Here is a 26,528-nt window from a genome sequence, read left to right as displayed (position 1 = left end):
CTGCTCGATACTTCCCGTATCCCGGCGGCACAACCACGGCATTTGCGCTGTGGATGGGCGTGCCAACCATTACGCTTCGTGGCGCAACCATGCTCACTGCAAGGTGTGTCCAGCGTTAACGGTGTCCGTTTGACCGAGTGGATTGCCAACAGCGAGGCGGAGTACGTGAACACGCCGCGGGGTTTGCCTGCGACACAGATGCGCTTGACCTCGCTCCGTCACCAGTTAAGAGCCATCGCTGAAAGCTCCCACTCTTTGACTGCAAACTTTTCGCCACCGATCTGAAATGCAATCCGCGTCATGCACAGAAAAACTGGTCAACCCTCGCGGCCCCACAAACCCACAGTGATACGCATACCCCATGAAACTCATTACCAAATGGTTGCTAAGCGCGGCATCCCTGCTGTTGGTCGCCTATCTGTACAGCGGCGTGGAAATCAAAAGTTACTCGGCAGCACTGATTGCTGCGCTGGATCGGGCCGTTCAACACGGTTTTGCGGCCTATTCTGGTCATCCTGACTTGCCGGTAACGGTGGTGACGCTGGGGTTGTTCCTGCTTGTGATCAACGCCCTGATGTTCTGGTCAGCGGGTCCGGCACCCGGACGGCTTCACCGTGGCGGGACGGCGCGGCGCTGATTGGCTCCCCGTTTATTCCGTGCTGGGCATCGTTATTGACTCAGCGCTCCAGCGCCCGTTCCGAACTAATTGCTCCACCTGTCGGGTGCGGGTGTCAGTGATGGACGCCTCGAAGCGGTCCACGGCCGTACCTTGTTTGCGAACCCAGTCCTGGAGCTGCTTTAGCGCGCCAACGTGCCGGGTAGTCCAGTTGCGCCATTATTGATCTCGGCCTGCGCCCGTATGGAACTGAGCGTGCGGCCCTGTGCGGCGTAGATACTGGCCAACAACTGCCATGCTCGCGTCTTTGGGGTGTTCGCCACCCAGGTTTGCAGGGTTTGAATGATGGCCAACAAATCGCGTACCGGCAACGAATCTGGCGGGGCGCCCGTGGCCGAGGTCGCAGCCTTCAGCCAGGTTTGCGCTGCGAGGAACCTTTCCGCACGACTGGTCGGAATTCCGGAGCAGCACTACCCTGGGACAGCAGGCGCGATGCGCGCGCAGTGTCATCCATGGCCAGCCAACCCACACCCAACAACTGTGCCAAACGCGCAGTTGCTAAATGTTACGAGTCACCTCGGTCAAACGCAGCCAGAAACCCTGTGCAGCGGAATGGTCACGCAGTTTGATGGCAGCCAGTGTCGCCCTACAGCGTGGCGGCTTGCTGCGCCGCAGTGGTCTTGCTGGCAGCGTGGGTTCGGCCTGTTGTAATGACCAAAGTTCGGCAAGGCATCCACGGTCGGTTGGACAGCACACCTGCCCGTGCGGACATCATGGCCTGATCGGCCTCCTGCATCGCCCTGACGCACCCTTGTGGTGCGGACCGGAACAACTCCCGGTCGGCGCGATGCGGGACTGCATGTCCGACATGCGTTCGGTACTCAATGGGTGGCTGCGCAGGTACGGAAAATTACCAGAGTCGTTCAACCGGGAAGCCTTTGCTGGAGTTTGGCAAACATGCTCACAAAACCCCGTGGAGCAAAACCGGCCTGGGTAGCGACACCAAAGCCCACCTGATCGGCCTCGCGCTCCATGTCGCGGGAGAAATTGAGCGCTGGCTCTGGGGCCCCACCGCCTGACCTGCCCACAATCATGGCATTGGCAGCATCGGGGCTTCTGCCCGCAGCCAATATGCCCAGAATCATGGCGCCCAACAACCAGGGTGCCTGCTGACTTTGGCGCGTCATCAGGCGCGCAATGTGGCGCTGCGTGACGTGGCTGAGCTCGTGGGCAAGTACCGACGCCAATTCGTCGCGGCTGGTAACAACGGCAATCAACCCCAAATGCAGTCCCACAGGCCCCGCAAAGCAAAGCAGGCGTTTAGTGCGGTCCCGCCCCAGAATGACCTCCCATGCATAGGTTTCATCCTTGTTCGCGTGATCTCGCCGCGCTGGCGTACGCCGCAGCGAGCAAAGGTTGCCAGATGCTTTGCACGTATTCCGTGAGGATTGCATCATCCACGTAGTCTGGGTCGCGGTAGAGCTCACGCGCAATGCGGTCGCCCAGCCGGCGCTCGGCGCTGGGGGGATCGTGTCGGTGCCATCACCGAGATTAGCAAAGTGGCAGCCGATGTGCCTGCCGGCGACCACACTGGTGACTTGGGCGGTTGCCACCGTCAGGCACCACCACTTGTTATAATAAACATAGCTGCTTGTGCAGCAGCGACGAGGGCTAGTGCTCGATTTTGCTTATAGATCACAGTCAAAATGAATCCAGTGGCATAGTGGCTAGGATTTGCGCCGTGAGGGGTCCAGAAGACAGTCCAAACGGCCTTACGCCCAACCTAGTGCGAGCACACCACGTTATGCAGCCTGGCGTCTGGCGCTGGCCAACACGCTGTCGATGTCGGAGGCCTGGTGGAAACCGCCTCTTTAGCTGGCTGACGGGCTTGGCTGCCTTTCACCACATCGGTACTGCTTGTGCATAAGACTTGCCTGCGGTCTGGTCGCGCACCCGGGAAACGCCTTGTGAGAAACAGCCATGGTGGCATCCATGCTTTCCGGCTTTTAAGGGGCGAACCGCCAGCAGGGTCGGTCCCAACAATGGCAATGCTCTCATACCTGCGGGTGTTTTGTCCAGCGCCCGGCGGAACTTCCACAGCATGCACCACTCTCGAAACAGGTCAATCTCAAACACCATGTGCACCGGGCGGGCCATGCTGACGGTCCACAAACCATAGGCCAGCGCCTCCCAGCTGAAGCAGCACAACCACCGACAGGTCCCAGTCAACTCCCTGTGCGGCTTGGCGGTTGAAAAACCGCCAGTGATCAACGGCCAAGAATGACATCCACGCTGACCACTAGCAGAAACAACTCACGTCCGCCCGAAATTTCGATAGGGATAGGGCCCAAACACCAAACACCAGTGCGCCGGCAAAAGCGGCAATCAGCAACTGGCTGCCGATGGACGGCACTGGCCGTCAGGCGGTCACGCCAGAACTGGGGTGCGTTTGTCAACATGTTGTATATCGTCCGCCAAATGGAAGGCGAGAACACTGGGGTAGCGCAGGTAAGTTCCCGATTTTCATACCAAATCCATCCATGCCTACTAACCCATTTTGACACCCGAGGACAAGCCCACATGGTGGATGTCGCCGGGAAACTGCCACCCGCCGAATTGCCATTGCCACCGGGTCATTGAATGCAGCCTGCCACGCTGGCGTTGATCGAATCAGGCAACGCCAAAAAGGCGATGTGTTGGGAACGCCCGCATCGCTGGCATCCAGGCGCCAAGCAGACCAGCACCTTGATCCTGCTGTGTTACCCTATCGCACTGGACGCGCTTGCCCATGGACTTTGCTAGCGCCTGCCAGGCGCTACGCAGGCCGCACGGGTTACCTGCACGGCCACCGCAGAAACGGTAGGCCCAACGGGTGTGGAATGGAGGCACTGACCGCCGTTCAGGGTTGCCCTGCTCACCATTTACGACATGCAAGGCGGTGGATCGTGGCATGACCATCAATGGTGTGCGCTTGGTGGAGAAACACGGCGGCAAGTCAGGGAGCTTTGTGGCCAGCTGAGGCCGCAGTCCACCGCGCATAGGCGTCAGGGAACGCTGCCTTGTATCGTTGCAAATAGTAGGCGGCATGGTCATCCCGTCCCAATAGTGTGGCGCTTTCAATCAACTTTTCTATTACCCGCGGCCTGGACGAAAATGCAGCAATTGCAAAGCTTGTTCGTAAATTTGTTCGGCGCTATCTGCGGTCAGGTTTGTGGTGGTTAGTTCCGCGAACTGCACTTGGCTCTGAAATAGCCAATGATTTGCGGAGCTTGTCCATCGTGTTGTCCCGGTAGTGGCTGGACCGCTCGTCAACCGGCAGGTAGATCTGGCTGATGCGCCAATAGTCCCATGCTGCATAGGCGCAACCTGCCAACATGAGTGCAGCCACCACGCAATCCATACGGGCGGGCTTTGGTGACCCCAAGAGTAGCCACGCACACAACCCTACTGCGATCTGAAAACGGTCCGTACCACAATGGATATTCCAGCAAACCGTGCAAGCCAATGAGCGCACAAGTGATTGTCTATGCCATTTGCCGTGTTAGTCCGTCTCGCGCCACGGTTTGGCGCGTAACACTACCCAGAGCCCGGCACCGCACATTGCCCCTGCAATCGGCACCCCCAACTCAACCGCTAGATGCAAGGGCAGATTGTGGGCATTGTCCAAAATGTCACAGAAACGGGCACCGGGATACATCGTCACGAAGTGCGCGTAACCCAGCTCCCCCCAGCCCCATCCGAACCACAGTTTTTGGGTAATGAGATGCAGCACGTTGACCACAGCCTCGGCGGACCGCATGCAGGCCGCGTCAGCCTGAACGCAACCGCGTGCCCAGGCACCGCTGTTCGGCGGGGTCCAGCCCAGCCAGCCACGGCAGACCCACGGTCGCAACCGGATAAGCCAGCGCGGCGGTCAGCAGCACGCGCCGCACAGCGTCGATCGACGATCCCCGCCGCACTGCGGGTAAGCACCGCTATGCACAACAAACCACCGCAAAGACCGGTTCGCGATGACGACGCAACACTGCCCATTGCCGTGAGCGCAGCGGCTGCAACAGCCAACCGCCGGAAGTCCTTGCATCACCCACCACACCAGGCCGCCAAACCCATTGCCGAGCGTGGCAAACTGGTTGCGTTGACGCAAATTCCCATACGCTTCACCCAGCCCGGTCGTATTTATCCAGGGGGCCAGGGCGGCGCTGTCGCCAAAATACTGCACCAATCCAATAGCAGCGCTGATCAAGGCGGCTACCAACCAAGCACCAGCAATGGCGCGCACCCACGTCTGGCTGCATGCCAGCAGTTGTGGCTGTGGTTACCCCCAAAAACACCCAGCAGTGCCCCGGCACATGCCATGGAGAAAGCCAGGGAACCACGGCTGGGGTTGGCCCAAAGGTAAAGGGATTGAGCCATGGCAGCGTGAGGCAGAGTTCCAGAAAGCACCGAATAGGGTACGTGAGACGATTCACTGCAAAGAAAGAGCCGCTTGACCCGCTAGTCAAACGGTGAGCCGACGCAATGGCTTTACCACTGGAGTGATGGAAAGCCAATTGCCCGCTGTTCGCAAGAAGATATTGATTGCATCCACCAACGCAGATTTGGCTGGTGCACCCATCCACGTCCTGACACTGGTCACTGCATTGCAGACAAGCTTTGATTTTTTCGTTGTTTTGGGAGAGGAAGGGCCAGTTCGCCGCGCTGTTGGCCAAGGGCTCCCAAGCGTGATATTACCTACACTCAGAAGCAGCATCAACCCGATCTGGATTTTCGCCGTCTTCTGGCTTCCTGAAAATTGTCCGATCAGAACGCCCCGACCCGCGGCATGCCCATAGCAAGGCGGCAAGATTGCCCGTATGGCTGGGTATCTCCAGCGCCGCTTTGCCTCTATACGGTCCACGCACAGTTTTGGGAGGTCGCGCGCACTTCCGAGCATCGCTGGTGTACTGGGGAACGGCTTTTTCACACATTGCGGGTACGGCCTACTTGATTTGCTTCAACGCCGACCAGCAGGCTGAATAGATAGACTGAAAATTCGGCCAGATCGGTGCCTGACTGTCCATAACGGTATGCCGGATCACGGTTACCGCGCGAAGGTTGGGACTAGTACTACAGTCGTCATGGCTGCACGCGCTTGTCACGCGAAAGACCATGACATGCTACTGAAGGCGTTTGAAGATTGCCGCGCACCCTTTAGCTGGTGCTGGTTGGCGAAGGAACTGACTCACCTCGTTTCATGCCGGCGCACTGGCGGCGGCGCTAACCAAACACGCGCTAGAGACTGCCTTGGCCTGAGCGACCGTGTGCCGCAACTGCTGGCACAAGCGGGAATATTTGTGCTGTGCTCGCGTTACGAGGGCCTGCCCTGTGATCATCGAGGCAATTGTGCTGGGTCAACCATTAACTGCTACCGAAGTAGGTGTGTGCGAGTTGGTTGAGGATGGTGTCAACGGATTCCGCAAAGCCGGCGGGCAATCAACCGGCACTTTCCACCGTTTGACCGTTTGCAAAGCGACACGGCACTGTGAGTCCGGATGGGGCAAGCAGCCGCGAACGCTACCCGTCGCTTTGGTGACAAGCAAATGGCGATGGCTGGCGCAACGGTACCGTGCCATGCTTGGTGCCGTGTGATGGACTTACCATAACCTATGCACACGGCACCCACCAAAACAACAACACACACTGATCGCGGCAAGATGGTCTCCATCTGTTGCGCGCGGCGACAAAATGCCCAACTGGGATGGTCTTTGCGGGCTGCATCGTTGGTGCTGAGCTACGCCACGCCCGGGGCTGATGTGGCTGGAATGGGCGACACCGCAATTTGCAAAACAGTGCCGGGGTGCACATTGCCCTACCCGCTGTGCGCGCACTGATTCGCCGCGGGAAGCCTGGCTGCCGAGCGCACTAGTATGCTGCTAGTAACAACAGTGATGCCTTTCTCTTGCTGATGTTGGGGTTTGCGCCGTTTCAAGAACCCCATTCACGGGGCGCTGGGATCATTCATTCATGTTTTGGAGCACCGCATGGTTTGGTGGTGGGAGACCGGTTACGCAAACGCATTCGTGCACAGCGCCTAGTTTGCCCTCGGATTCTGGCATCGCCGAACAATCAGGCTTGGTGCGGGAGAGGCGGGCTTAATAGTCGGGACATTGAACTGCATCCGATACCGACCGATCCCGCAGAAGCCTCGGTGCTTGAGGCCTTTGACGGCGTCGCTGACCGGCATGTTGCGCCAACCCCGAGCGCAGCCGATTGTTAGGCAGGCTCAAACTCAGCCACAGCGGTTGTACAGCGTGGAGACCGTTGCCGAATTGCTCAGTGGCCGCAAAATGCTGCCCAGCGAGCAAGACGAACTTTGGGAGCTCGACGGCAACCCCGCCTATGACGTGGCCAAGCGCGCAATGGATGTGCTGATGGTGCTGGCAACCGCGCCAGTGTGGCTTGGAATTTGTTTTTGGCGGCTTAGCCGTGCGCCTGAATTCCGCAGGACCGGCCCTGTACTCCCAAATGCGCGTTGGGCAGAACGGGCATCCATTTCGGCTCTGGAAATTTCGCAGCATGCGCCACCAAGCGCAGGAGTCTGAAGCCCAGTTTGCACAGACGAATGACGCACGCATCACAGGTGTAGGTCGTTTGCGTACGGCGCTGGCGCGGACGAGTTGCCGCAGTTGTGGCAACGTGCTTGCAGGCCATATGAGCCTGATTGGTCCACGCCCCGAACAATTGACGTTTGTGGACGCCTTTGCTACCCGCATTCCGGCCTATACGTACCGCCATTTGGTGCGTCCGGGTTTGACTGGGTGGGCTCAAATACAGCAGGGGTACGCCGACAGCGAAGAAGGTGCGGCTGTTAAGCTCAGCTACGACTTGTATTACGTTGCCCACTACTCCATGGCGTTGGACTTGCTGATTTTCTACAAGACTGTTCGGATCGTACTAAATGGGTTCGGCGCACGATGAGAGCAAATTGGCGAGCCTTGGGCCCGTCTGCTGCACGCAATATTTTTTCTCCACCAGCAAACGCCCTGCTTCACCCATTGTGCGGCGTAACTCGCCATCTGCCAGAAGGCTTGCCAACGAGGATACCCAGTCGTCTGGACTGCTCGCCAAATCTCCTGTCAACCCGTCTTGAACTATTTCTGCATTCACGCCCACATTGGACGCTACGGTGGGTAGACCGCATGCCATGTATTGAATCAACTTATACCCACACTTCCCCTTTTCCCAGGGCGTGTTCAGCAGCGGCATGATTCCGATATCGCAGTCGCGAATGCTTTGCACTTCAGTCGCTTCAGACCAATGAACAACCTCGATTTGCACACCAGGTATCTCAATTGCCCCGCCGCCTATCACGCGGAGCACGAACGGATATTTCTCCGCAAGCTGCGCCAACGCCCCCCGAATCGACTGAATATAGTGAATGGTGCACGGCGATCCAATCCAAACGACGCGCGGTTATCAACGCATTTTGAGCCTGTATGATGTGGATCGAATGGGTACCGTACCAAATCAATAACGGTTGGCACAATTTCTACCCACGGTGCACCAGCGGCGCGCGCGCCAGCTGTGCCAGATACTCGTTGCCAGCCACCACAAGCGTGGCGCCGGTCATTATTCATTCAGACGTCGTCCATATACCGAGCGGACTCCACGCCCACCGATGCAGGCCATAGTTGTGAAAATCTGCATCGTCGTAATCCAAAACGTAGGGCACACCCCGCAACAAAACCCGCTCGATCCAAAACGGCCACCACGGTAGCGACTCTTTTTCGATCCAGACGACGTTGAACTTGTGGCGACCCAGTAGTGCTCGTACGCGCTCTGAATATGCGCGAAGGAGGCCTAGAACGCGGTAGCGGCCACGTTGGTAGCGAGCCGCTAGTGCCTCGTCGGATATCAGCGAATGGACCGAAACCTGTAGATCTAATCGTTGAAAATCAGGCAGGTATTGCAGCGTGCGAATACGCGAGGAAGCGCCTAGGCGACCATACTTCGACAACAACAGTAAACGCATATTCGTCATCGGCTAGTATCCTTTAGCCACCATTGCGGTATCCAACACAACAGCATTCGATAAGCAACACAAGTCTCTGCAAGCTGCTCTTTGGAGCCTCTCGCTAAGGCCAACACTGAGCGCGAAAAAATTTCCACAAAAATAGTCGCAGACAGTACACACACAAAGCCAGCGGCAGAAAAGTGTTTGTAAGCATATTGCAGTCGACTTCGAAGTGAATAGAACAGGCGCAAGGCTTTAACTTGTTGAGACGATCCACCACCAAAATGAAACGCGCCGACATCCGCGAGGCAAACACTTCGTCGGCCAGCCAGCCGCGCGCCAAGAAAAATCGACCTCTTCAAAGTAAACAGAAGCGCTTCGTCAAAACCTCGTTGACGAAATAATTCGGAGCGAACTAAGAAATACGCGCCAATTACCTGATCGACCTCTACAACGGCATCTGATTGTCCAACTCCACTTGGCAAACCAGCTGCTTCTGTCGATCGTAGACCTAGCGCGAACCTGACAATAGACCATACGCTGGGGAAACGCGCAGCGCTTGTCGAGTAATCTCCACGCTGGTCCTCTAACCGCACCCCGCAAATTCCAATATCTGCGCTGCTAGGCTGCGCCATAAATTCCACCGTGCGGGCGAGCGTGCTTTGGTACAAGCGGACATCTGGATTCAAAAACAAGACTAGTTCACCGGTTGCCAACGCTGCACCCTGATTGCAAGCGGTTCCAAAACCTTGTTGTCGTCATTGACCACCAGATGCAGTGGTAATTGATTTCTGTCAGGCCTTGGGCGGAGCTTATCTGTCGAAGCGTTATCTACAACGATAACTTCATTAAGCGCAATACCTGCCATGTCCGCACCAACAATTGACCGGCAACAATCTCCAAGCATGTCACCGGTGTTCCAATTAACTATAACAATAGAAACTGAAATACTCACTTCTTGACCAATAGAAAGTCTATTTCGTAACAAGAAATAATACCGGTCAACATGTCTTCATAAAATTCTTGATTGTATGCAAACAGATTGACAAGCCACTGCACTATCTTTTTAAAACCATACCGCAGATAAAATGGCGGTGATGATTTAAAGAGCAGCGAGACTCGTTGAATTTTCAAGACGGCTTTATGCCCATAACTCGGTACTTTGCGGGAAAAAATATTACATTCCGCGAAGTAACAAAAGGTATAGAGTCCGAAAGGGGTTTTATGCGTGGGATCTGAATAATAATACGGATTTGAAAAATGAGGAACAATAACTCTTAATTCCCCGCCAGGTTTCAGGACACGTTCCACTTCTCTGACTAGCGCCCCGAGATCCGACAGATGCTCCATGAAATGACTGGAATTGATGCCATCAACCGAGGCGTCCGGTAGTAACGCAAGTACTTCATGCACATCACCCACGATATCAACGCCTTGAAATTGCAGGGTATCGATGCCAATACTGGTTGCATCTTTCTTCCTCGGGCCACACCCTATATCTAATATGACCGGAGAGAGCCCATGCCCGATTTTAGAAATAATATTTCCTGTATCAACTATCATATCTAGAAATATATTTAAATACTAATTTAAAATTCATCGCATTACCACTCATCGCCAATAAAGGCAACGGGAAAATCAGGGTTTGATCTATCAAAGTCTTGGATTGTTCAAAGAATTTCCTGAAATGCCATGGCAATACAATAAGAAAATCAATTTTTTTGTCTAATAATTCATTCTCTGGAATGATTGAAATCCACGTACCAGGGGTGTAGCAGTCGAATTTTTCTGCATTTACCTCACCGACAAAAGAAATGTCTTTGTCTGACAAACCACAATATTGAAGTAACACATTCCCCTTTGTTGATGCGCCTAGCGCAGCAACTGTCTTGCCGTCGGCCTTGGCACGGGCAATGAAGGCAAGCAAGTCGATCTTGGTTTGCGCAATCCGGTCAGCAAACTCATAGTACGGTACTAGTGTGTCAAGACCCAGCCGATTTTCTTGGCTCAATATTTCCTGCACATCAGACGAAACAGTCGACTTGTTTAATGCTTTGACGACCGCAATTGAAAAACTACCGCCATTTACGTCATTGAATTCCACGTCCAGAATCTTGAACCCCACCCGCTCAGCCATCCACTGAATCTGTCGCAAGGCATAAAACTCTAGGTGCTTGCGACATACCGTGTCATACGAGTTCGTTGCTAGCATTGTCGGCATGTAGCTTTGCTCGAAAACCCAAATCCCGTCGTCGGCGAGCACTTCGTGAACTTCTCGCATGAAGTCCATCGGTGATTCGAGGTCATAAAACATCGAGAAATGACGTCACTACTTTGGCTTTTCGCCGCCTGGAGGTGCTCGGTCAACAAATGGGAAGAGAAAAAAATTCGGAAAATGAGTTTGATATGGTTGGGTAATAGCTGTGAACTTGACGCCGGTCGGGTCTATTCCCACCAGTTCAAGATGGTGTGGATAGGCCTGCAGTGTCGTACTGTCGTTGCTACCTATGTCCACAATCAAGTCGCCTGGAAGTCAATGCCACCAGAGTCTGAATGCGTTGTACTTTGGCATGCAAATGTGCCACCATACTGGCGTTCAAACCTGAGCGATAGCCATAGTTCTCACCGTACATCTCGCCCAGATCGTAGGAATGCTCAAGTTGCAGCAAACCGCAGACATCATCACCACCATAACACTTGACCAACCGAAGCGGCCCTGAGGTTACTTGGGCGTTCTTTTCGCGAGGAAACACGCCCGTCAGCATTTGTTCGCCCAAGTCAAGCACGCGCTCTAAATGGGCGTTGCCACAAATCCTACACTTCTCAATTTTTGTGTACATCAGCGTTCTTTGCGTAATAATAACTCGACATCTGCGTCCACCATCATGCCTACTAGCTCGTCAAATTAACTTCAGGCGCCCAAACCAAGCTGTGTCTTTGCTTTTGTGCGTTCCCGACTAACACTACCGGCTCGTGCGGACGGTATGCCGAGGCGTCTTCGTGTACGTAATCCTTGATAATCTGCTCCTAGACGCTCAAACGCTACCCGGCAAAAATCACGTACTGAGTGGGCTCTTCCAGTTGCAATTACATAGTCATCCGCATATGGCTGCTGCAGCATCAACGGCATCGCGCGAACATAGTCAGCCGCATATCCCCAATCTCTTAGAGCATCGAGATTGCCAAGCCTAAGCTCACTGGCAAGCCCCAGCTTAATCTTGGCGGCTGTGTGTGTTATCTTTCTGGTCACAAATCCAAGCCACGCCGCGGGCTCTCGTGATTAAAAAGAATCGCGAGCAGGCGAATAAGTCGGTAGTGCTGCCGATAGATCTGCACCATGCTGTCCGCGTAGAGCTTGGCTGCTCCGTACGGGCTACGTGGATTAACGACTGATTTCTCTGACTGAGGGCTCTCGCTCGCTGCGCCAAAAATCTCACGACTCGAAGCTTGGCAAAATTTTATGTTTGGGTCCACCGTTCGAATTGCCTCTAACAATCGCGTCACCGCCAGCCCGTTTACATCACCGATGCTAACGGCATCATCGTACATACCAGCACCTGATGAATAGGCTGCAAAGTTGTAAATTTCAGCTGGCCGATATTTGGACAGAACTTCCTCCATTGAGTGCTGACTGCACATATCCCATAGGGCATATTCAACCGCGACCTCGGGTTGTGCAGCCCGCCAAATATTTGCCTTTTGCTCATCCCGCACTAAACCAATGATGCGGGAGTCTGTATTGGTCAGTTGTTCAGCTAGGTACGAACCATCTTGCCCAGTTACACCCGTAATGAGTACAGTTTTCATCGTCACTCAGACGTTCATGATTCGGGCAACCATGCGACTGATTACCGTCGAATTAGTGCTTCTCGAAAAATCGTATATGCCCGACAACGCTTTTCTATTGAAAGCTATGCAATAAAGGCTCGCCAATGTGTTTACAAAACATGCTGGTGTAAGTGCGATGCCAAGCGCCTGTAGCTTTGCTAACCCAAAAACTTGTCCAGCCAAAAATTGACGATATTCCTTTAACCCGTAGACGCCAATTGCTCTCTTTAATACAAGTTCTCGTAACTCTGTATAGGGCTCCTTTTTACACACCAATTTTTTGGTTTCGTCCGAGAACCGGTCAAACGACCAAACGAGCTGAGGCCATTTGAACATCCAAATTTCGAAGCCCTTAGACGTCCACATTGCATTCCCGTATCTGATAACGATCTGAGGTGCTGCAATTACATAGACGTTTTCCAGGGCCTTTTCTTGAAAGATGACTCCCACGTGTACAAAAAGCGTCCCATAGTACGACACACGATCTCTACTTAACCACGCATCTCGTCGTATAACAACACTGCCGATAAATGATAAGTACCGCATGCAGTCAGAACAAAACTGCTCAGAGCGATTACCAGAGTACACCCTGTCATCTTCTAGATCTAACTGGCGGGATGCGAGCGTCTTTGACAGATCGGCATTTTTTATCTTTGAATTGACGACTACCAGATCCCATTGACCGGTCAGCTTACTCAATACTGTAGCAACAGAACCAGGCAAAAGTAGATCATCGTCGGTCATCAGCCAACAATACTCTCCGGAGGCGTACCCAACTGCTTTATCGTAATCTCGGTCAACACCAGAGTTCTCTTGTTCTTTGAAATAACGAACCTGGGGGTATCGATTTGCATAATCGCGCATTACCTCACCAGTACTATCTGGAGAAGCCCCATCAACAACAATAAGCTCTACATTTGAATCCAACTGACTAAGTATGGAGTTCAATGTTTCACCTATATAAGTAGCCCTATTGAAAGTCGCGATGCAAATGGATAATTTAAACTTATTCACGTCTTACAACCATCCAAAACGACGACTACCTGCAATCAATGAAGGAGTAGTCCTCGCGTATGCTCGCTTCAATTCACTCAAATACTCCTCTTCACTAGGGTAATATTTTTCCGAATCCGGACTCCAGTCGTCGACATTCAACCACTTTTTACTTCTAAAATCAAAGCGCTTAATCACTTTCGCTGGACTTCCAACTGCAATACAGAATTTAGGTAGATCAGTTAATACAAGTGATCGAGCCCCAATAACCGAACCGCAACCAATTCTGACATTCTCCATAACGGTCACAGAGGTAGACAACCAACAGTTAACTCCGATTTCAATAATGCCGCCAGAATTTAATCCGGAGTTAATATAAGGAATAAGCGGCGAATCGATCATGTGGCTGCAACCTAAGAAATGGCAATTCAATCCTGTAAAGCCAAATAATCCTTAATATGAATCAGTGGTCCAGAGGAAAAAAAATTCTGCCTGCCAATATGGCAATTGTTGCCTATTCTTATTTTTACTTCAGGGCTTTCTCGATAGTTCACATTTAACCAAGCTCCCTCTGATATTATTGTACCGCTTCCAACTGATACATTTTTCCAGCCAATAATCTGAACACTTGGATCAACGTAAGTATCCTTGCCTACATGTGAGGCAGTGAATCGGAGTGAACCAATCCAGTGATAGATTTTCAATCTATACAGGAATGCTGATAATACCCAAGGTAGAGTACTAAGCAATTTTAAATTTGCTCTATACATAAAAACTATACATGTTCCGGTGCATGAGCGACTTATTCGTTAGCAACGGTCCATCAAATCCGTTGTATTCTTTTAAAAATATAGATACGGATCGGTTGTGTCAACAAAGCTCCGGTAACAATAGTAATCGAAGTCAAAGCCAACCCAAGCATAACCCTAACCACAGAGGAATATTCGGTTTTATTTAGTATTATTAATGCAAAAAATGCGGCTATGATAGTCAAAAGAAGTGGGATGCCAAGATCGAAAAATAGCCATTTTTTTCCTATTCCTTTAAGTACTGCACGGTGTGTCAGTGCTGTCCCTATAAAAAGATAAAGAACATGCAAGCAGGCCCAAGACATGGCGCTCCAATGGCCTCCATATTCGATCGCTAATAATATGGTTAGTGGGACAATGACAAGAACTAGTATTGCATTTATTGCAATTGGCAATCGAGTCAGACCTAGAGCTAGCTGCAATGCATGTGGGACATACATTATCCCGTTAAACGCGGACCCTATCGCCAAGAAAAACATTAATTTTGCTACTTTTTTTGCAGTCTCTATATTGCCGATCCATAGATATATTAAATCTTTGGCGAATATTGCAAGCATAATCGCAATAGGAAAGATAAAGATTGATAGAACGCGACTACTAAATCGATATTGTTCCTCCAGTTTATCGAGTCTTCCAGTCGCGACAAGAGATGAAAATTGTGGGTAGATTATGTTGTAAACAGGCACTGCCACCAAATACAAACTGCTAGCGGCTACTGTCGCTAGTGTGTAATAGCCGAAATCTGTCAACGTCAGAACCTTACTGAGTATTGCCTTGTCCAATTGAGAAAGAACAAAGCCCATAAGTGATACCAACGCCATGCCGATAGTAAACTTTCTTACACGCCTTAATTCTTTCGAGTCAAATCTTGTCTCAACACGTTTACCAACGACTCTCCAAGCCGCCTGACGCGCAACGACAGCATAGACAATGCCTGTGACTCCTTGCCAAAGAAAATACGCTTGTATTGATGGTGAAACATACGCTAGAACAACAATTGCGCCCAAACTACTTATGGTTACCATTGCAATATTAATTCCACTATATAACGTCATACGTTGCGCGCCTAGTAGTACGCCTTGGTATAGTCCTATGGGCCAGCGACTGGCGATAACTATGCCCATCAAAATTACTGAACAACTCAACTCACTCTGTGACATTTGATTTGATATCAACCAATATTTTGCTATTGGGCTAGCCAGACTGCTGGCTATCAATGCGATCAAAATCGCTACCACCCAATAGACTGTTTCGAGGGTGTGTAGAAGGTTTTTAGCTGGGTGGCATTGGCATTTGTTCCACATCGGGCGACTTCTCTATTTATCGTAGATGCCATTCCAAGATCTAAAAGTGAAAGCATTGCTTGGGCTATCGCGAAAAAGCCGATCAACCCATAGGCTTCTATTCCTAGATACTCAATGTATATAGGCACTGTCGCCATGCCCAGTGCTGCTGACCAGACCGAATTCGCGAGGCCCGCGAACAGATTCAGCTCCATCTTCATAATCACTTACTCGTGGTAATCGTTCGCGTTATATCCGTGTCTCTTGACAAGCTCGTCACGTTCGGCAGACTTAAGGTCTTCACGCACCATTTCTTCAACCAATTCGTAGAATGAGATTTTTGGTATCCACCCCAGTTTCTCCCTTGCTTTTGAGGCGTCACCCAGCAAAGTTTCAACTTCAGTAGGTCGAAAATATCGTGGGTCTACCGAGACAATGCAATGTCCCTTTCATCAAAAGCCCTTTTGGTCCAATCCGTTGCCTTCCCATTGAAGTTGAATGCCTAGTTCCATCGCTGCCACGTCGACAAAGTCGCGTACGCTATATTGCACACCCGTTGCGATTACAAAGTCTTCGGGTTGGTCCTATGCAGCATTAACCACTGCATTTCAACGTAGTCCTTTGCGTGTCCCCAGTCTCTTTTGGCGTCCAGGTTGCCCAAGTACAGGTGATCTTGTAGACCAAGTTTTATACGCGCGCTAAGGCCCGCGTGATTTTGCGAGTAACGAAGTTTTCCCCTCGCACTGGGGATTCGTGATTGAAAAGGATGCCATTGCATGCAAACATTCCGTAAGCCTCACGGTAGTTAACCGTAATCCAATAGGCGTATAGTTTGGCGACGGCGTATGGGCTGCGCGGATAGAACGGTGTAGTTTCTTTCTGCGGGGTTTCTTGAACCATGCCGTAAAGCTCTGAAGTGGAAGCTTGATAGAAGCGTGTTTTCTTTTCCATCCCTAGAATGCGAATGGCCTCTAGCAGCCTCAAGGGACCCAATGCGTCGGTATTTGCCGTGTACTCAGGCTCCTCGAAGGACACCGCAACATGGCTTTGTGCCGGAAGGTTGTAAATTTCATCCTGGCTTGGTCTGTTTTATAAGGCGAATGAGGTTCGACGAGTCAGTCAAGTCGCCGTGATGCAAGAAGAACCGTACTCCCACTGCATGGGGATCACGATACAAATGATCGATTCTGGCGGTGTTAAATAGCGATGCACGTCGCTTCACTCCGTGCACGATATAACCCTTGTTCAACAAAAGTTCAGCCAAATAGGCGCCATCCTGTCCTGTCACACCAGTGATCAATGCGACTTTTGGTTCCAGCTTTCGATTATTCATATTTTGATTCTAGTTATAGGAACAAACACGTTGGTGTGTCCATAATTCCTACGTCATTACCAAATCCATTTTTATATACCGCTCAAATTGCTTGCATGCCCGGTAGAGAGTGGGCTTCACAGATCTCGGTGCATTTCCGTCCGCATTAATCCAATAGTGACCTACCAGGCTGCTGAAATACTACTCAATTGTCTCTGTAGGCATAGCTGACTGAACGTGGCAACAAACCACAACTACGCTGACAAAGTTGCAAGGGCCGATACCTTCACAGAGAGGCTGTTCACGTTGGGTCAAGGTAACTTAACTGCGTTCAGCTGAGGATACCTTTCATTGGCCATTGTCACCCAGGCAATTTTTATCTTTGCATAAGCCTTAGTACCGTGTAGTGCACGCATTACCCGCAACTGGCGGGGTTGCCTCTGCCGGATTGCCATTCAATGCCAACGCCAATGCGTAACGATTTTGTGTAGCAGGCCAAGGGTAGCGTGACGCAACTATCTTTACCAATTCAATTTCCTGCTCAGGCATGCCTGGTCGTGGGGTCACGCGGCCGCCATAAAGCAACGCATCGATGCCGGAGTAGCCAAATGAACGGTTGGTCTCTCGTAATCCTGTGGCGTTTGGCCCACGCGTAACGCCTCAAAACGCACGACCCGAAAGTCCTCCTCTACCGCCTGGTATTCGCATGCGGACCAGACCAACAGGGTCGTCCCGATGGCAAGCCCGATGGCTACCGGTTTGATGCCCCACTTTAGTGGGGTTTGGAAGCCTAAATGTCCATCCAGCGCGCCCATTGCAAACATAACTGGCACCAAAAAATATGCGTATGCGAACGGAAATTCCACCATCGAATGGACGGCTACGGGACAACCACCGCCGGACAATACCAAGACACCATGTCGCCGATTTGCACGGAGACGGCGCCACAACCACGCCCCCGTCATAAGCACAATCAATATGGTCAATGGCAGTCCAATGCCCAGCGCAAGATCCAGCAAAATATTGTGTGCATACGTATAGGCCTCACTAACACTGTATGCATCAACGACTGCATTGTGGGCAGTTGACACTTGCCCAACGCCCCAGCCCAGCCATGGGTGTAACAGTACGGCCTGCAGAAGTTGCGGCCAAATAATCCAGCGATTAAAGGCCACTGCGTTTGCCGGCATCGCACCGCCCGGCAATTGATAAAACTCGCCCATCCAAACCGGCCAGTACCAATAGATGCCAAAATACGTTGCCCCAACCAGTACGACTACCCAAGGTTTCAGTTGGGCTGCGATAGTTTTGCGCTTGGCAAACCACCAGACGCTCAAGACCAGAAAGCCCAGTACCCCTGCGCGCGATTCTGTGGCTGCCAAACTGATAATCAACACGAGCGCCATCAACGATGCTGCAATGGCTCCGAGTTTCTTGGATTCCAGCAAGAGGAGCAGACTGGCGATACCCATCAGAAGCAATGTAGCCAATTGATTGGGTTGCCCCAGATTTGCACCGGGCCGCCGCACACTGGGCATACTGTTAATCCAGGCAAATTCGCTGGATAGTTCCAACGCTTGCAGCAACGCTATACCCGCTGAGACCAATGCACCTGCCAATAGGACAGTTGCCATTCCTACAACCAAGCCAGATTTGTCTCGACTACTGTAATACCCCCAAACCAAGCATGCGCTGGCAACAGCAGCAAAAGCCTGATAGTACATAAGTAAATCACGCAAAAAAACGCCCCAAATGGGGCGTTCAAACACCATTAAATGGCTTAGTTCTGCCACGGCAAGAACTGCGTGAAGTATTTTGGTGTGATGCCATTGGTGGTGCCGTCCGGAGATCCATTTGTAAACAGTAAGGATACATCCGTGCTGTGAATGCAGCACCGGTGGAGTCTTTGGACGGGGTCAGGTCTACAGTTCCGCCTGTTACTACAGGGTTTCCGGTGTTTAATATTTTGGCTGACCACCGTGATCTTACCTGTGCCATCAGTGGCAAAGACTTTACATACTGCGAAGTAGGAACAGACGACTCGCAACCCCAAGCATTAGCACCGGCAAGGAAACGGATGACGACCGGATAGTCTCTGTGATGGAGTGCGGCAACCCGGAGGCCGCCAGAATGACTTCGAGTTTTTGGCACGGATAAGTGTAAGTCCTCGTACGCAGGCAAAGCCACCGCAGCAAAATACCGATGATCGCGACAACGATCATCAATTCGATCAGGTAAAACCCTTTTGCATAGAACGCTAAATTTGAAACTCCTTGGTTGAAAAAAATAACAAGAACGATAGAGCAGGTTTCGTGCCAAGCGTTCTAGGCATGAACTTCCGGGTTAGCGACGGCAATTTCGACAGAAATGGATGAAGTAAAGGCAATTTTTGGCGCAAAGCATTTCATTTTGACATTTTTGTCACGTATAACGCTGGCTATTTGATACAAACCTGCCGTACCATCTTCAAGTCCGTCAGCCCCATCATGATCTTCTCCAACCCGTCCATTTTTAAGGTTCGCATGCCACCCTCTACCGCAGACGCAAACAACTCTAACACGCGTGCGCGCTCCTGAATGAGTTTGACACCATCATCCGCCACCAGCACCGTGCAGTCCAACCCGGCCTTTGTAGCCTGTCTTTCCACATTTCTCACAGCCGACTGCCTTGTAGAGCTTGATGTGCCCATCCTCACCATAGGTTTTTAGCCAGCTCTCCACAAGTTTCTTTCGTTCGCCCTCAGGGTCGGTTTGCCACGCTTTGGAATGGCGTAGCTCTTCGGAATACTCTGTCACGAAAAGAGGAAATTCGTCAGCGTCGGGCACGTAGGGCAACCTTGCAGTCGCACAATTTCTGGCAAGCCGCTGAGCCAGGATGCCCAAGAGGGCATCGGCAAATTGAAAAGGGTCCATGCCCATGTCCATCAATCGCGTGATGGACTCCGGTGCCGATGGTGTGCGGGTAGAGAAGACCGGTGGCCAGTCAACGATGCCTCGACACCCATGGACACCGTTTCTTTATCGCGCGACTCACCCACCATGATGATGTCGGGGGGTCTGCCCGCAAGAAGGCACATGATGAGTGCGAAGTCAATTCCCGCTTTTGTTGACCTGAACTCGTCGCAACCCCCTTCTGGGTGATTTCGACCGGTCCTCAGCTGTCCAGATTTTGGTATCTGGCGTGTTGGGAAACTGAGAATGGAATGCAGTGTGGTGGTTTTGCCGGAGCCAGTTGGGCCACATACATAAAACAGACTGTAGGGGTTGCTGACCGTAGCCTCCAGCCGCGCCTTGTTGTGTGGAGATAAGCCCAGCTTTTCCAACGGAATGGCCTGCCGGCGGCCAGAATCCGCGTGACCACGTCTTCCACGCCGCCTGCAGAAGGAATGGTGGCCACGCAGTTCAATGTCCAACGGGCCGTATTTCTTGAACTTGATCTTTCCGTCTTGCGGTTTGCGGCGCTCGGAAATGTCCAGGCTCACATGATCTCTAAGCGCGTGACCATGGCTTGGCGGAAGTGCGCAGGCACTTCGACATACGGCACCAAGCTGCCATCAATGCGAAACCGAATACCGGTCTTGAACTTGCCGGGCATGGGCTCAATATGAATGTCAGAGGCCTTTGCTTGCGTAAGGCATCGATAATCACTTTATTGACAAATTTGAATAGTTCATTGTCGGCGGCAGCGGACTCCAATGAGTCGTCATTGAAGCCGTCGTCAACCGGCCCGCCGTCCATGCCAGCGACGAGTTCGTCAACCGTGGTTCCGTCTGCTATGGCGCCAAACAGCTGCGCCAGCGTTTCTTGAAATTCGGTCTGCGTGGTTACCCGGTACGCAAATTTTGGAAATACGGGATAGACCTGCGGCACAACCGCGAGCCACGTACCGCCTCAGGGTCCATGCACATGATTACCAGCCCCTCGGGCGACTCCTCCAGTGGAATCCAGCCCTGCTCGACCCTGAATTCCCGCTTGAGCGCACCGTGCAACATTTCGGAGCGTATGCGACTCGGATTAAACGCTTCACAGGGGAACACCAAAAACCTGCCTAGCGAAGGGCCAATTTGCAGCGGCTTGATTTTGTACTGCGCCATGAGCAGGTGTTCTACGGACTGTCCTTCTCCTGCGCGCGTTCTGAATACATTGGCTGGGAGCTCATCGTCGGTCAAAAAGTCCATCCGCAACCAGTGAATCGTATTTTGTTGCCTTCTTGCGCGGGCGAGATCCCACGCCATTGGCCCGTTGACGGATGGCAGTGGCCAGTGTCTTGCAAAGCTCTGCTACACCATCGACTTCCAAGTCGCCAAAGGGATCATTACTTTGTTGTTGATAACTGCAGCACGCCATGCAGGGTGCTTCCCTCTCCAAAATAGGTGCTACCAGCCGGTTTGGCGGTGCGGTAGCCCGATCGTTTGTCCACTACTTTCAAAAAGGTTAGCGCAGGATGGACCTGCTTGAGGGCGTCATCATCATAGACATCGGTCAAATTTAGCAACTTGCGACTGAATCTAACATAACCGGCAATGCTCTGAGGAGAAATGGGCAGCTTAAGGTCGCTGCTGCATATTGAGGCCCGTTTTTATCTTGGAAACAATGGACGATTGGTCTTCATTGACGGCATACAAGGTCAATCGATCCGCATTAAGCAACTGCAAATATCCCGGCCGGCTCTCAAGCATGATTTGCCCCAGGTTTTCCCGTGTGTCATGAATGCGCGCGGTCACATGGTGCAGTTGCCTGTAAAACAGGCTTCAAAAAGTCATGCCCCGCTTTTTCGACGGCAGCTTTGTGATTCAAAGGAAGGCCTGCTCCGATGCTTTCTCGGATGTTCCTGCCGGTACGACGGTACTCCCTCATTTCAAAACTCCTGCCCGGCACGTAACCTGCGGATGTCATGCGTCACGTTGGGGCCACAGGGTTCGGTTTGGTCAAACCGCTGAATTTCGGCCATGATGAGTTCCGTTTCAGCGGGCTTGGTATGGGTGGTGATGTATGGGGTAGTTCTTCCCCCTTGGCAATGCAATCCAACTCATTTGCAAAACCGTAGGCGATAAGTGCAGGCTGCGGCGGCGCGAGGTCTTTCTCGGTTACTGAAGGCCGTTTTTCAATCACCAGCATAGCCACATTCAACTGGTTAACCTGATCCCAAAACGCTGGTTGCGTTCGGTGTCGCCGGTAAATACCCAACACCCACTTCCTGGCCGTGATGGCGAACCCTGCGGCCGGTACGGTGTGAACGGCTGGCAAGACTTCAATGTACTTTATAACAGCTCAATGGTCTGTCCAACCTGAATTTCGTGAAAATCCGATAAATGGCGCTTCAGGTGTTGGGATGCGGGTAAATCAGGCCAGATAACGTTGTTAAAAATGCGCGCGCAGGGCCAGAATGGTTCCGGCCAAAGCATATATTTTCAGGGGTACTTTGGCGCTGAGCAGCGATGGCATCCACCATCAAGGGCAGTGCTGCCACATGGTCCGGTGGGAGTGGCTGAGCAACACGTGGTCAATGCATCGCATTTCATCCAAAGTCAGATCTCCAACTCCGTGCCGGCGTCCCCCCGTGATCTCACCATCAATGAGAAACGAAGTCGTCCTGCAGTCTTTGGCTACGGCTCTGAGCAACCTAGTACACGTACTTTCACGACAAGAACCTCACTTGCTTTCTGAAATTGGTTTCACCATCTCCCATTCAGGGGTCGAAGGGGAGCAGACGTATCGAGGCTACTCGGTCTGCATACAGTTGAAAGGAATTTTTTGCATTCATTCGCATTAAAGTTGATCAACAACACGTCCGCCTGATCCCAATTCTGCGCTCTGATAGGGCTTTGATGAAGGCATTCCTGTCAGTTTTAAGCTCTGTTGCAGACGATTCGTTGAGTTTTGTCACGAGAGCCATGGGCCAGAAAAATGGTTACGGCCTCGTTCTTGCCCTGACTTGAACTCGATCCAACTCCTGCCAGGCGAATTCAGGCGCCAACTTTTGATGTTTCACTGACCACAATATCCACACCGTAGGCCTTGCACAAACCTTCCGTGCGTGAACCCCAGATTAACCGCGTCGCCAATCACTGTATAGGCGCGGCGGATATTGGAACCCATGTCACCCACGCACATGGTTCCGGTATTGAGGCAATACCAATCCTAATCTCTGGCAAACCCCGTTCCCGGTGGTCTTGATTGATATCGCCTACTGCAAGGACCATTTCATTGCCGACTTGACTGCTAAATGCGTATTCAGGTGTTCTCCACAGGCGCACCCCAGAACGCCATCACACAGTACCCATATATTTGTCAATCGTGCCGCGATTCGCCCTGATGGTGCTGGTCAGTTGCTAAAAACCCCCGTCAATTCCTGCAACTGGGTGGCTCCATGCTCGGACATTTTGGTAAAACCCCGCATATCGCAGAACATGACCGTCAGCTCCCGGCCAGACGCCTTCATGCTGTAGCTGTCAGGTCCTGACCATCTCGTCCACTAATTCCGAGGAACATAGGCACCAAACAGATTTGCCAGTTCTCGCTTGGGATCGGGTTTCAACAAAAATAGCCGTAGCTCGTGTTCAACGCAAATGCGGTCAACGTCGTTAACATGCGGCCGCCAATGGCATGACCAGTCCATACGACAAATAGAGCCAAGAATTGATCGCGGTGATACCTGCCAATACCCCCATACTTCAGAAATCACTGCCCCCGCAACGCCGAAAGCAAAGGCAAACCAACCGCAAGCAACAAACCCGCCCCTGTCAGACAGAACTATGTCGTAGCCTGGCGGCGTAATCCGGCTTGAGCGTGACCTTGCCATCAAGCCACCCTGAGAGCAGGTTTGCGTGCGACTCAACCCCTCGGATAGATCCCTCCAATGGGCGGGCCGCAAATCCTTCGGTCACCGGCGCTGTTGTTCCTACAAGAATAATTTTGCCTTTAGACTCTCCAGGTGGCAGACGCCCCGCCAACACATCGGCGGCCGAAAAGTACCGAAAAGAGCCACCTGTGGGCCGCCGACGCCCCGATAGGGGACCAGTGTTGCAATACTTTGTTAACTGGTATTACAAGCGAGGATTTGCCTGATTTCAGCAAAACGCGGTTCAGGCCCCAACGTTTGGATAACCATTGCTCGTCAGAAACCCAACGACCGGCGGCAGCCTACCAGTCGCCGGAACATGGCAGGAAGTGCCAGCGATTCGTAGTATTGGCCTTGGTATTCCATCAGCAAGGCAAGAGCGAATGACGCCATCAGTATCAGCAACGGGGTTGAAATGCCCAGCCAATGGCGCAGCATTGGCCAGCACTTCAATGTTTGCACCATAGCCAGTCCACGAAAACGCGGCGACCTGTCGACCCTTCCGGCGTCTCTCCAGTATGACGGGAGCAGGCAAATGACCGGTGGTGCGTCCGTCCTCATCGCCAGTAAAGTAATAGCCCAACACAACGGGGCGCTTCTCCAGCGATTTGGCAAATACGCCGTCATAGTCCAGTTCAGGGCCAAAGTTGATGCACACGTATCTGCAAAAACCGGCACGGTCCTGAATCTGTTTCGCGCCAACTCATTCAGACGACTAAGCCCGGAACTTGTCGTCTGCCTCGGCAAACACAATATCAAACCCCAGCAAGGCAATCTTCTGCCGGTCAAACAGAATGACTAAATGCCCAAGCTTGTTGCGCCCGAGGGGAATCGACCGACTTCCGCCAGACTTTTCTCGTCTATGTCAACAATAACGACGCGCTCGTCCAGCGTCTTAGGCATAGTCGCACGTAAACGAGCATCGTAGATGATGTCATCCAGCCGCTGCAGCACCCCAATAGGGAGAATTCCAATGGCATGCAGGAGAGCGAAGACCAACGGAATGAGCGTTACCGCAATCCGTTGCCAGTGCTGCCAGCTAGTGTTTTCATGCGGTATTACCTGAAAACTGGCACGCAACTGGACTCTGCCGTAACACCACAAACTGTCAGGTTTGTAACGAACTGCATCCGCACCCGCGAGTTCGATCTGCATCCCCATTCTTCAAAGCCACCGGTTCAGCCTTGATAGGTGAACCATTTCAACGTGGGGTTGCCGGCACCCTCTACATGGTGACAACAAGCCCTGATGACGTCGGGTTGTTGCCGCCACTGCAACGCCGGTTTACCAATGGTTGTCACCACTTTGCGAGCGGACTTCCGCCCAGCAGCGGCTCCTGGACAGGACCTTAATGGAAGCTTGGAACGCACCAAAACCTACAGAGTCGCCACCAACGCTAGCTGGCGCGGGCCGCCCGCGTAGGCACCGACTGTGGCGAGGAGGCTGGACGAGCCTTGACGACCATGGTCTTGTCAAAGTTGTCGGCCTCACCGTCGCCTACAAACTTAATTTTGTATTTGCCAAATTTCAATGCTGTCGCCATTTTGCAATTGCTGCTTAAACAGCCTTGCCGTTCAGATAGGTACCATTGGTGCTATTGAGGTCTTCCAAAAACACCTCACCGCCGGTCATCTGCAACACCGCATGTTCCCCGCTCACCGCCAAATTGTCGATAACGATGTCGTTGTACGGTCTGCGCCCCAAGGTAGTCTTGTCCTTGGTGAGTTGCACTTCTTTTGATCACGACCTCATCGATCGAAACGATCATTTTCGGCATGATCGACTCCTTTTCCTGTAATGTGTTTCTGGAAAACTTTGCTGCATCTTACTTCCCCTAACCAACGGGCGATTAAACCGCGCTTTTCCGCTGCTGGATGAACTTCTACCATCAGCACCGAAATATATGTCTCTTCCGCCATTTTCGTTGGCGGAATCAATGAGTTGCGTCGCCTTTGCTCCAGTGGCGAATCTTCCATAATAATTTTAGCGATAGCGGCACTCGTCGATCATGTCAGAAAGCCCGTCGGAACACACGAGATAGACGTCCCCAACCTGAACCGCAAATTCGCTGACGTCCATACACGAGTCATCCACGCCCAATGCCCGGGTGACCAGATTTTATGGTGGACGTAGCTGCCTGTTCAACGGTAATCAGCCCAGCGTCAATCTGCTCCTGTAACAGCGAGTGGTCCTTGGCAATTTGATCCAGCAAACCCGCACGCATCCGGTAACACCGCGAATCGCCATGCCCCAATACCAGCGTGTCTTCGCGAAACACCCAACCACCAGTGTGGTGCCCATGCCAGCGTAGTTAGTATTGGAATTGGCGGAATTGAATATGGACCGGTTGGCATTGTCAACGCAAATCTCCATGGCCCGACGCACTTCCGCTGCTTTGCCGTATCGCCAGCCCTCCATCAACTAACGGCTAAGCTCCGACTTTATGAAAGCCGTAGCCATTCCGCCGGCAACTTTCACCCCACCGTGAGTAGCCACCCTCCGCCATCGGTCAATACCGCGGTCGCGTTGTTCATCGTAGGCGACCGAATCTTCGCGCCATTGTTATCGCGCGCCCTGCCAGGTCTGACTTTGCACGCCAAAATGGTACATCGTGGTTTTCTATCTCCTTTGGGCCTGATCCGGTATCAGACCCCTGCTTTCGGTGCGCTGTGGGCTTTTGGACCACGGTCTTTCAAAATGTCGAGGCCTGCGGGAACCGTTTGCGTAAAATCGGCTTTACTTGTCGCTACCGCACCCATGGAGGGGAACCGTTGCAGCAACGCAACCGTCTTTCGCCGGATTGAACGCGTATATCCAGCTTGCTCGTATTTATTGACGGTGCCACTTCACCCGT

The 26,528-nt window shown here is 52.3% G+C and carries 34 protein-coding genes and 3 pseudogenes; 5 read left to right on the top strand and 32 right to left on the bottom strand.

The genetic code is table 11. The annotated features are described in order from the left end of the window. Positions 1-361 precede the first annotated feature (361 nt). On the top strand, positions 362-637 hold the full coding sequence (locus IPI80_RS04695; RefSeq protein WP_413857680.1) for a phage holin family protein: 276 nt from the start codon (positions 362-364) through the stop codon (positions 635-637). Positions 638-798: 161 nt separating this feature from the next. Here the strand turns inward: IPI80_RS04695 and IPI80_RS04690 are convergent, their stop codons facing one another. From IPI80_RS04690 to IPI80_RS04675, 4 genes are all read right to left on the bottom strand, one after another. Continuing rightward, on the bottom strand, positions 799-969 hold the full coding sequence (locus IPI80_RS04690) for a hypothetical protein (protein ID WP_413857678.1): 171 nt from the start codon (positions 967-969) through the stop codon (positions 799-801). Between the two features lie 293 nt (positions 970-1,262). After that, positions 1,263-1,391: a hypothetical protein gene (locus IPI80_RS04685; RefSeq protein WP_413857676.1), complete on the bottom strand. Its 129-nt coding sequence runs from the start codon at positions 1,389-1,391 to the stop codon at positions 1,263-1,265. Between the two features lie 148 nt (positions 1,392-1,539). Continuing rightward, positions 1,540-1,911, bottom strand: a complete 372-nt coding sequence (locus IPI80_RS04680; protein ID WP_413857674.1) for a M48 family metalloprotease — start codon at positions 1,909-1,911, stop codon at positions 1,540-1,542. 604 nt (positions 1,912-2,515) lie between these two features. After that, complete coding sequence (locus IPI80_RS04675; protein ID WP_413857672.1) at positions 2,516-2,773, bottom strand: hypothetical protein; 258 nt, start codon at positions 2,771-2,773, stop codon at positions 2,516-2,518. 423 nt (positions 2,774-3,196) lie between these two features. Between IPI80_RS04675 and moaC the strand changes: the two are divergent. Further along, positions 3,197-3,635: pseudogene (gene moaC, locus IPI80_RS04670) on the top strand (cyclic pyranopterin monophosphate synthase MoaC). On the opposite strand, the gene IPI80_RS04665 reads toward moaC, so the two are convergent. The 3 genes from IPI80_RS04665 to IPI80_RS04655 form a co-directional block, all read right to left on the bottom strand. After that, positions 3,612-3,740: a hypothetical protein gene (locus tag IPI80_RS04665; protein WP_413857670.1), complete on the bottom strand. Its 129-nt coding sequence runs from the start codon at positions 3,738-3,740 to the stop codon at positions 3,612-3,614. The pseudogene moaC and the gene IPI80_RS04665 overlap by 24 nt on opposite strands. Positions 3,741-4,157: 417 nt before the next feature. Next, positions 4,158-4,415: a hypothetical protein gene (locus IPI80_RS04660; protein ID WP_413857668.1), complete on the bottom strand. Its 258-nt coding sequence runs from the start codon at positions 4,413-4,415 to the stop codon at positions 4,158-4,160. Between the two features lie 114 nt (positions 4,416-4,529). Continuing rightward, complete coding sequence (locus tag IPI80_RS04655; RefSeq protein WP_413857701.1) at positions 4,530-4,835, bottom strand: pilin glycosylation ligase domain-containing protein; 306 nt, start codon at positions 4,833-4,835, stop codon at positions 4,530-4,532. Between the two features lie 2,071 nt (positions 4,836-6,906). Between IPI80_RS04655 and IPI80_RS04650 the strand changes: the two genes are divergently transcribed. Further along, positions 6,907-7,197 carry a hypothetical protein gene (locus tag IPI80_RS04650; RefSeq protein WP_413857705.1) on the top strand — a complete coding sequence of 97 codons (291 nt, stop codon included), beginning with the start codon at positions 6,907-6,909 and terminating at the stop codon, positions 7,195-7,197. Then, positions 7,121-7,573, top strand: a complete 453-nt coding sequence (locus IPI80_RS04645; protein WP_413857698.1) for a sugar transferase — start codon at positions 7,121-7,123, stop codon at positions 7,571-7,573. The genes IPI80_RS04650 and IPI80_RS04645 overlap by 77 nt, the downstream gene beginning before the upstream one ends. On the opposite strand, the gene IPI80_RS04640 is transcribed toward IPI80_RS04645, so the two are convergent. The 21 genes and pseudogenes from IPI80_RS04640 to IPI80_RS04540 form a co-directional block, all read right to left on the bottom strand. Next, on the bottom strand, positions 7,550-7,975 hold the full coding sequence (locus IPI80_RS04640) for a glycosyltransferase (RefSeq protein ID WP_413857696.1): 426 nt from the start codon (positions 7,973-7,975) through the stop codon (positions 7,550-7,552). The genes IPI80_RS04645 and IPI80_RS04640 overlap by 24 nt on opposite strands. Before the next feature lie 253 nt (positions 7,976-8,228). Next, on the bottom strand, positions 8,229-8,636 hold the full coding sequence (locus tag IPI80_RS04635; protein ID WP_413857666.1) for a hypothetical protein: 408 nt from the start codon (positions 8,634-8,636) through the stop codon (positions 8,229-8,231). Then, positions 8,633-9,325, bottom strand: a complete 693-nt coding sequence (locus tag IPI80_RS04630; RefSeq protein ID WP_413857664.1) for a glycosyltransferase family 2 protein — start codon at positions 9,323-9,325, stop codon at positions 8,633-8,635. The genes IPI80_RS04635 and IPI80_RS04630 overlap by 4 nt, the downstream gene beginning before the upstream one ends. After that, positions 9,307-9,564, bottom strand: coding sequence for a glycosyltransferase family 2 protein (locus tag IPI80_RS04625; protein WP_413857662.1), 258 nt, complete (start codon positions 9,562-9,564; stop codon positions 9,307-9,309). The genes IPI80_RS04630 and IPI80_RS04625 overlap by 19 nt, the downstream gene beginning before the upstream one ends. Continuing rightward, positions 9,561-10,172, bottom strand: a complete 612-nt coding sequence (locus IPI80_RS04620) for a class I SAM-dependent methyltransferase (RefSeq protein WP_413857660.1) — start codon at positions 10,170-10,172, stop codon at positions 9,561-9,563. The genes IPI80_RS04625 and IPI80_RS04620 overlap by 4 nt, the downstream gene beginning before the upstream one ends. Then, the gene (locus IPI80_RS04615; RefSeq protein WP_413857658.1) at positions 10,162-10,872 is read right to left on the bottom strand and encodes a methyltransferase C-terminal domain-containing protein; all 711 of its coding nucleotides are present in this window, start codon (positions 10,870-10,872) and stop codon (positions 10,162-10,164) included. The genes IPI80_RS04620 and IPI80_RS04615 overlap by 11 nt, the downstream gene beginning before the upstream one ends. A gap of 238 nt (positions 10,873-11,110) precedes the next feature. Further along, positions 11,111-11,449, bottom strand: coding sequence for a class I SAM-dependent methyltransferase (locus tag IPI80_RS04610; protein ID WP_413857656.1), 339 nt, complete (start codon positions 11,447-11,449; stop codon positions 11,111-11,113). Positions 11,450-11,520: 71 nt separating this feature from the next. Next, entirely contained in the window at positions 11,521-11,859 is a 339-nt protein-coding gene (locus tag IPI80_RS04605; RefSeq protein WP_413857654.1) for a GDP-mannose 4,6-dehydratase, read from the bottom strand. Next, positions 11,856-12,416, bottom strand: coding sequence for a GDP-mannose 4,6-dehydratase (locus IPI80_RS04600; RefSeq protein ID WP_413857652.1), 561 nt, complete (start codon positions 12,414-12,416; stop codon positions 11,856-11,858). Before IPI80_RS04600 ends, IPI80_RS04605 begins: the two co-directional genes overlap by 4 nt. 6 nt (positions 12,417-12,422) lie before the next feature. After that, positions 12,423-13,451 (bottom strand): glycosyltransferase family 2 protein, encoded by a 1,029-nt coding sequence (locus IPI80_RS04595; protein WP_413857651.1) that lies wholly within the window; start codon positions 13,449-13,451, stop codon positions 12,423-12,425. Between the two features lie 3 nt (positions 13,452-13,454). Continuing rightward, entirely contained in the window at positions 13,455-13,832 is a 378-nt protein-coding gene (locus IPI80_RS04590) for an acyltransferase (protein ID WP_413857650.1), read from the bottom strand. A gap of 26 nt (positions 13,833-13,858) precedes the next feature. Beyond that, entirely contained in the window at positions 13,859-14,134 is a 276-nt protein-coding gene (locus IPI80_RS04585; protein ID WP_413857648.1) for a hypothetical protein, read from the bottom strand. A 119-nt stretch (positions 14,135-14,253) separates the two neighbouring features. Then, positions 14,254-15,543: an oligosaccharide flippase family protein gene (locus tag IPI80_RS04580; protein ID WP_413857646.1), complete on the bottom strand. Its 1,290-nt coding sequence runs from the start codon at positions 15,541-15,543 to the stop codon at positions 14,254-14,256. A gap of 206 nt (positions 15,544-15,749) precedes the next feature. Beyond that, positions 15,750-16,855, bottom strand: a pseudogene (gmd, locus tag IPI80_RS04575) (GDP-mannose 4,6-dehydratase). A gap of 372 nt (positions 16,856-17,227) precedes the next feature. Continuing rightward, positions 17,228-18,372: pseudogene (locus IPI80_RS04570) on the bottom strand (Wzy polymerase domain-containing protein). 474 nt (positions 18,373-18,846) lie between these two features. After that, the gene (locus IPI80_RS04565) at positions 18,847-19,056 is read right to left on the bottom strand and encodes a hypothetical protein (protein WP_413857644.1); all 210 of its coding nucleotides are present in this window, start codon (positions 19,054-19,056) and stop codon (positions 18,847-18,849) included. A 369-nt stretch (positions 19,057-19,425) separates the two neighbouring features. Further along, positions 19,426-19,746, bottom strand: a complete 321-nt coding sequence (locus IPI80_RS04560; protein WP_413857642.1) for a hypothetical protein — start codon at positions 19,744-19,746, stop codon at positions 19,426-19,428. An 11-nt stretch (positions 19,747-19,757) separates the two neighbouring features. Next, a complete protein-coding gene (locus IPI80_RS04555; RefSeq protein ID WP_413857640.1) occupies positions 19,758-20,315 on the bottom strand; it encodes an ATPase, T2SS/T4P/T4SS family in 558 nt (185 codons plus the stop codon). Positions 20,316-20,657: 342 nt separating this feature from the next. Then, complete coding sequence (locus tag IPI80_RS04550) at positions 20,658-20,927, bottom strand: hypothetical protein (protein WP_413857638.1); 270 nt, start codon at positions 20,925-20,927, stop codon at positions 20,658-20,660. A gap of 221 nt (positions 20,928-21,148) precedes the next feature. Continuing rightward, positions 21,149-21,319 (bottom strand): hypothetical protein, encoded by a 171-nt coding sequence (locus IPI80_RS04545; RefSeq protein WP_413857636.1) that lies wholly within the window; start codon positions 21,317-21,319, stop codon positions 21,149-21,151. 2,257 nt (positions 21,320-23,576) lie between these two features. Continuing rightward, on the bottom strand, positions 23,577-23,789 hold the full coding sequence (locus IPI80_RS04540; protein WP_413857634.1) for a CHASE2 domain-containing protein: 213 nt from the start codon (positions 23,787-23,789) through the stop codon (positions 23,577-23,579). Between the two features lie 300 nt (positions 23,790-24,089). Between IPI80_RS04540 and IPI80_RS04535 the strand changes: the two genes are divergently transcribed. Next, on the top strand, positions 24,090-24,476 hold the full coding sequence (locus IPI80_RS04535) for a hypothetical protein (RefSeq protein WP_413857632.1): 387 nt from the start codon (positions 24,090-24,092) through the stop codon (positions 24,474-24,476). On the opposite strand, the gene IPI80_RS04530 is transcribed toward IPI80_RS04535, so the two are convergent. The 4 genes from IPI80_RS04530 to IPI80_RS04515 form a co-directional block, all read right to left on the bottom strand. Further along, positions 24,473-24,829: a CHASE2 domain-containing protein gene (locus IPI80_RS04530; protein ID WP_413857630.1), complete on the bottom strand. Its 357-nt coding sequence runs from the start codon at positions 24,827-24,829 to the stop codon at positions 24,473-24,475. The genes IPI80_RS04535 and IPI80_RS04530 overlap by 4 nt on opposite strands. 241 nt (positions 24,830-25,070) lie before the next feature. Beyond that, a complete protein-coding gene (locus tag IPI80_RS04525; RefSeq protein ID WP_413857628.1) occupies positions 25,071-25,217 on the bottom strand; it encodes a hypothetical protein in 147 nt (48 codons plus the stop codon). 14 nt (positions 25,218-25,231) lie between these two features. Then, a complete protein-coding gene (locus IPI80_RS04520; RefSeq protein ID WP_413857626.1) occupies positions 25,232-25,405 on the bottom strand; it encodes an FHA domain-containing protein in 174 nt (57 codons plus the stop codon). Between the two features lie 17 nt (positions 25,406-25,422). Continuing rightward, the gene (locus IPI80_RS04515) at positions 25,423-25,650 is read right to left on the bottom strand and encodes a hypothetical protein (protein ID WP_413857624.1); all 228 of its coding nucleotides are present in this window, start codon (positions 25,648-25,650) and stop codon (positions 25,423-25,425) included. Between the last annotated feature and the right edge of the window lie 878 nt (positions 25,651-26,528).

Source organism: Candidatus Aalborgicola defluviihabitans (assembly GCF_016705985.1).
GTDB classification, from domain to species: Bacteria; Pseudomonadota; Gammaproteobacteria; order Burkholderiales; family Burkholderiaceae_C; genus Allorhodoferax; species Allorhodoferax defluviihabitans.
This window is presented reverse-complemented; position numbering and strand designations above follow the sequence as displayed.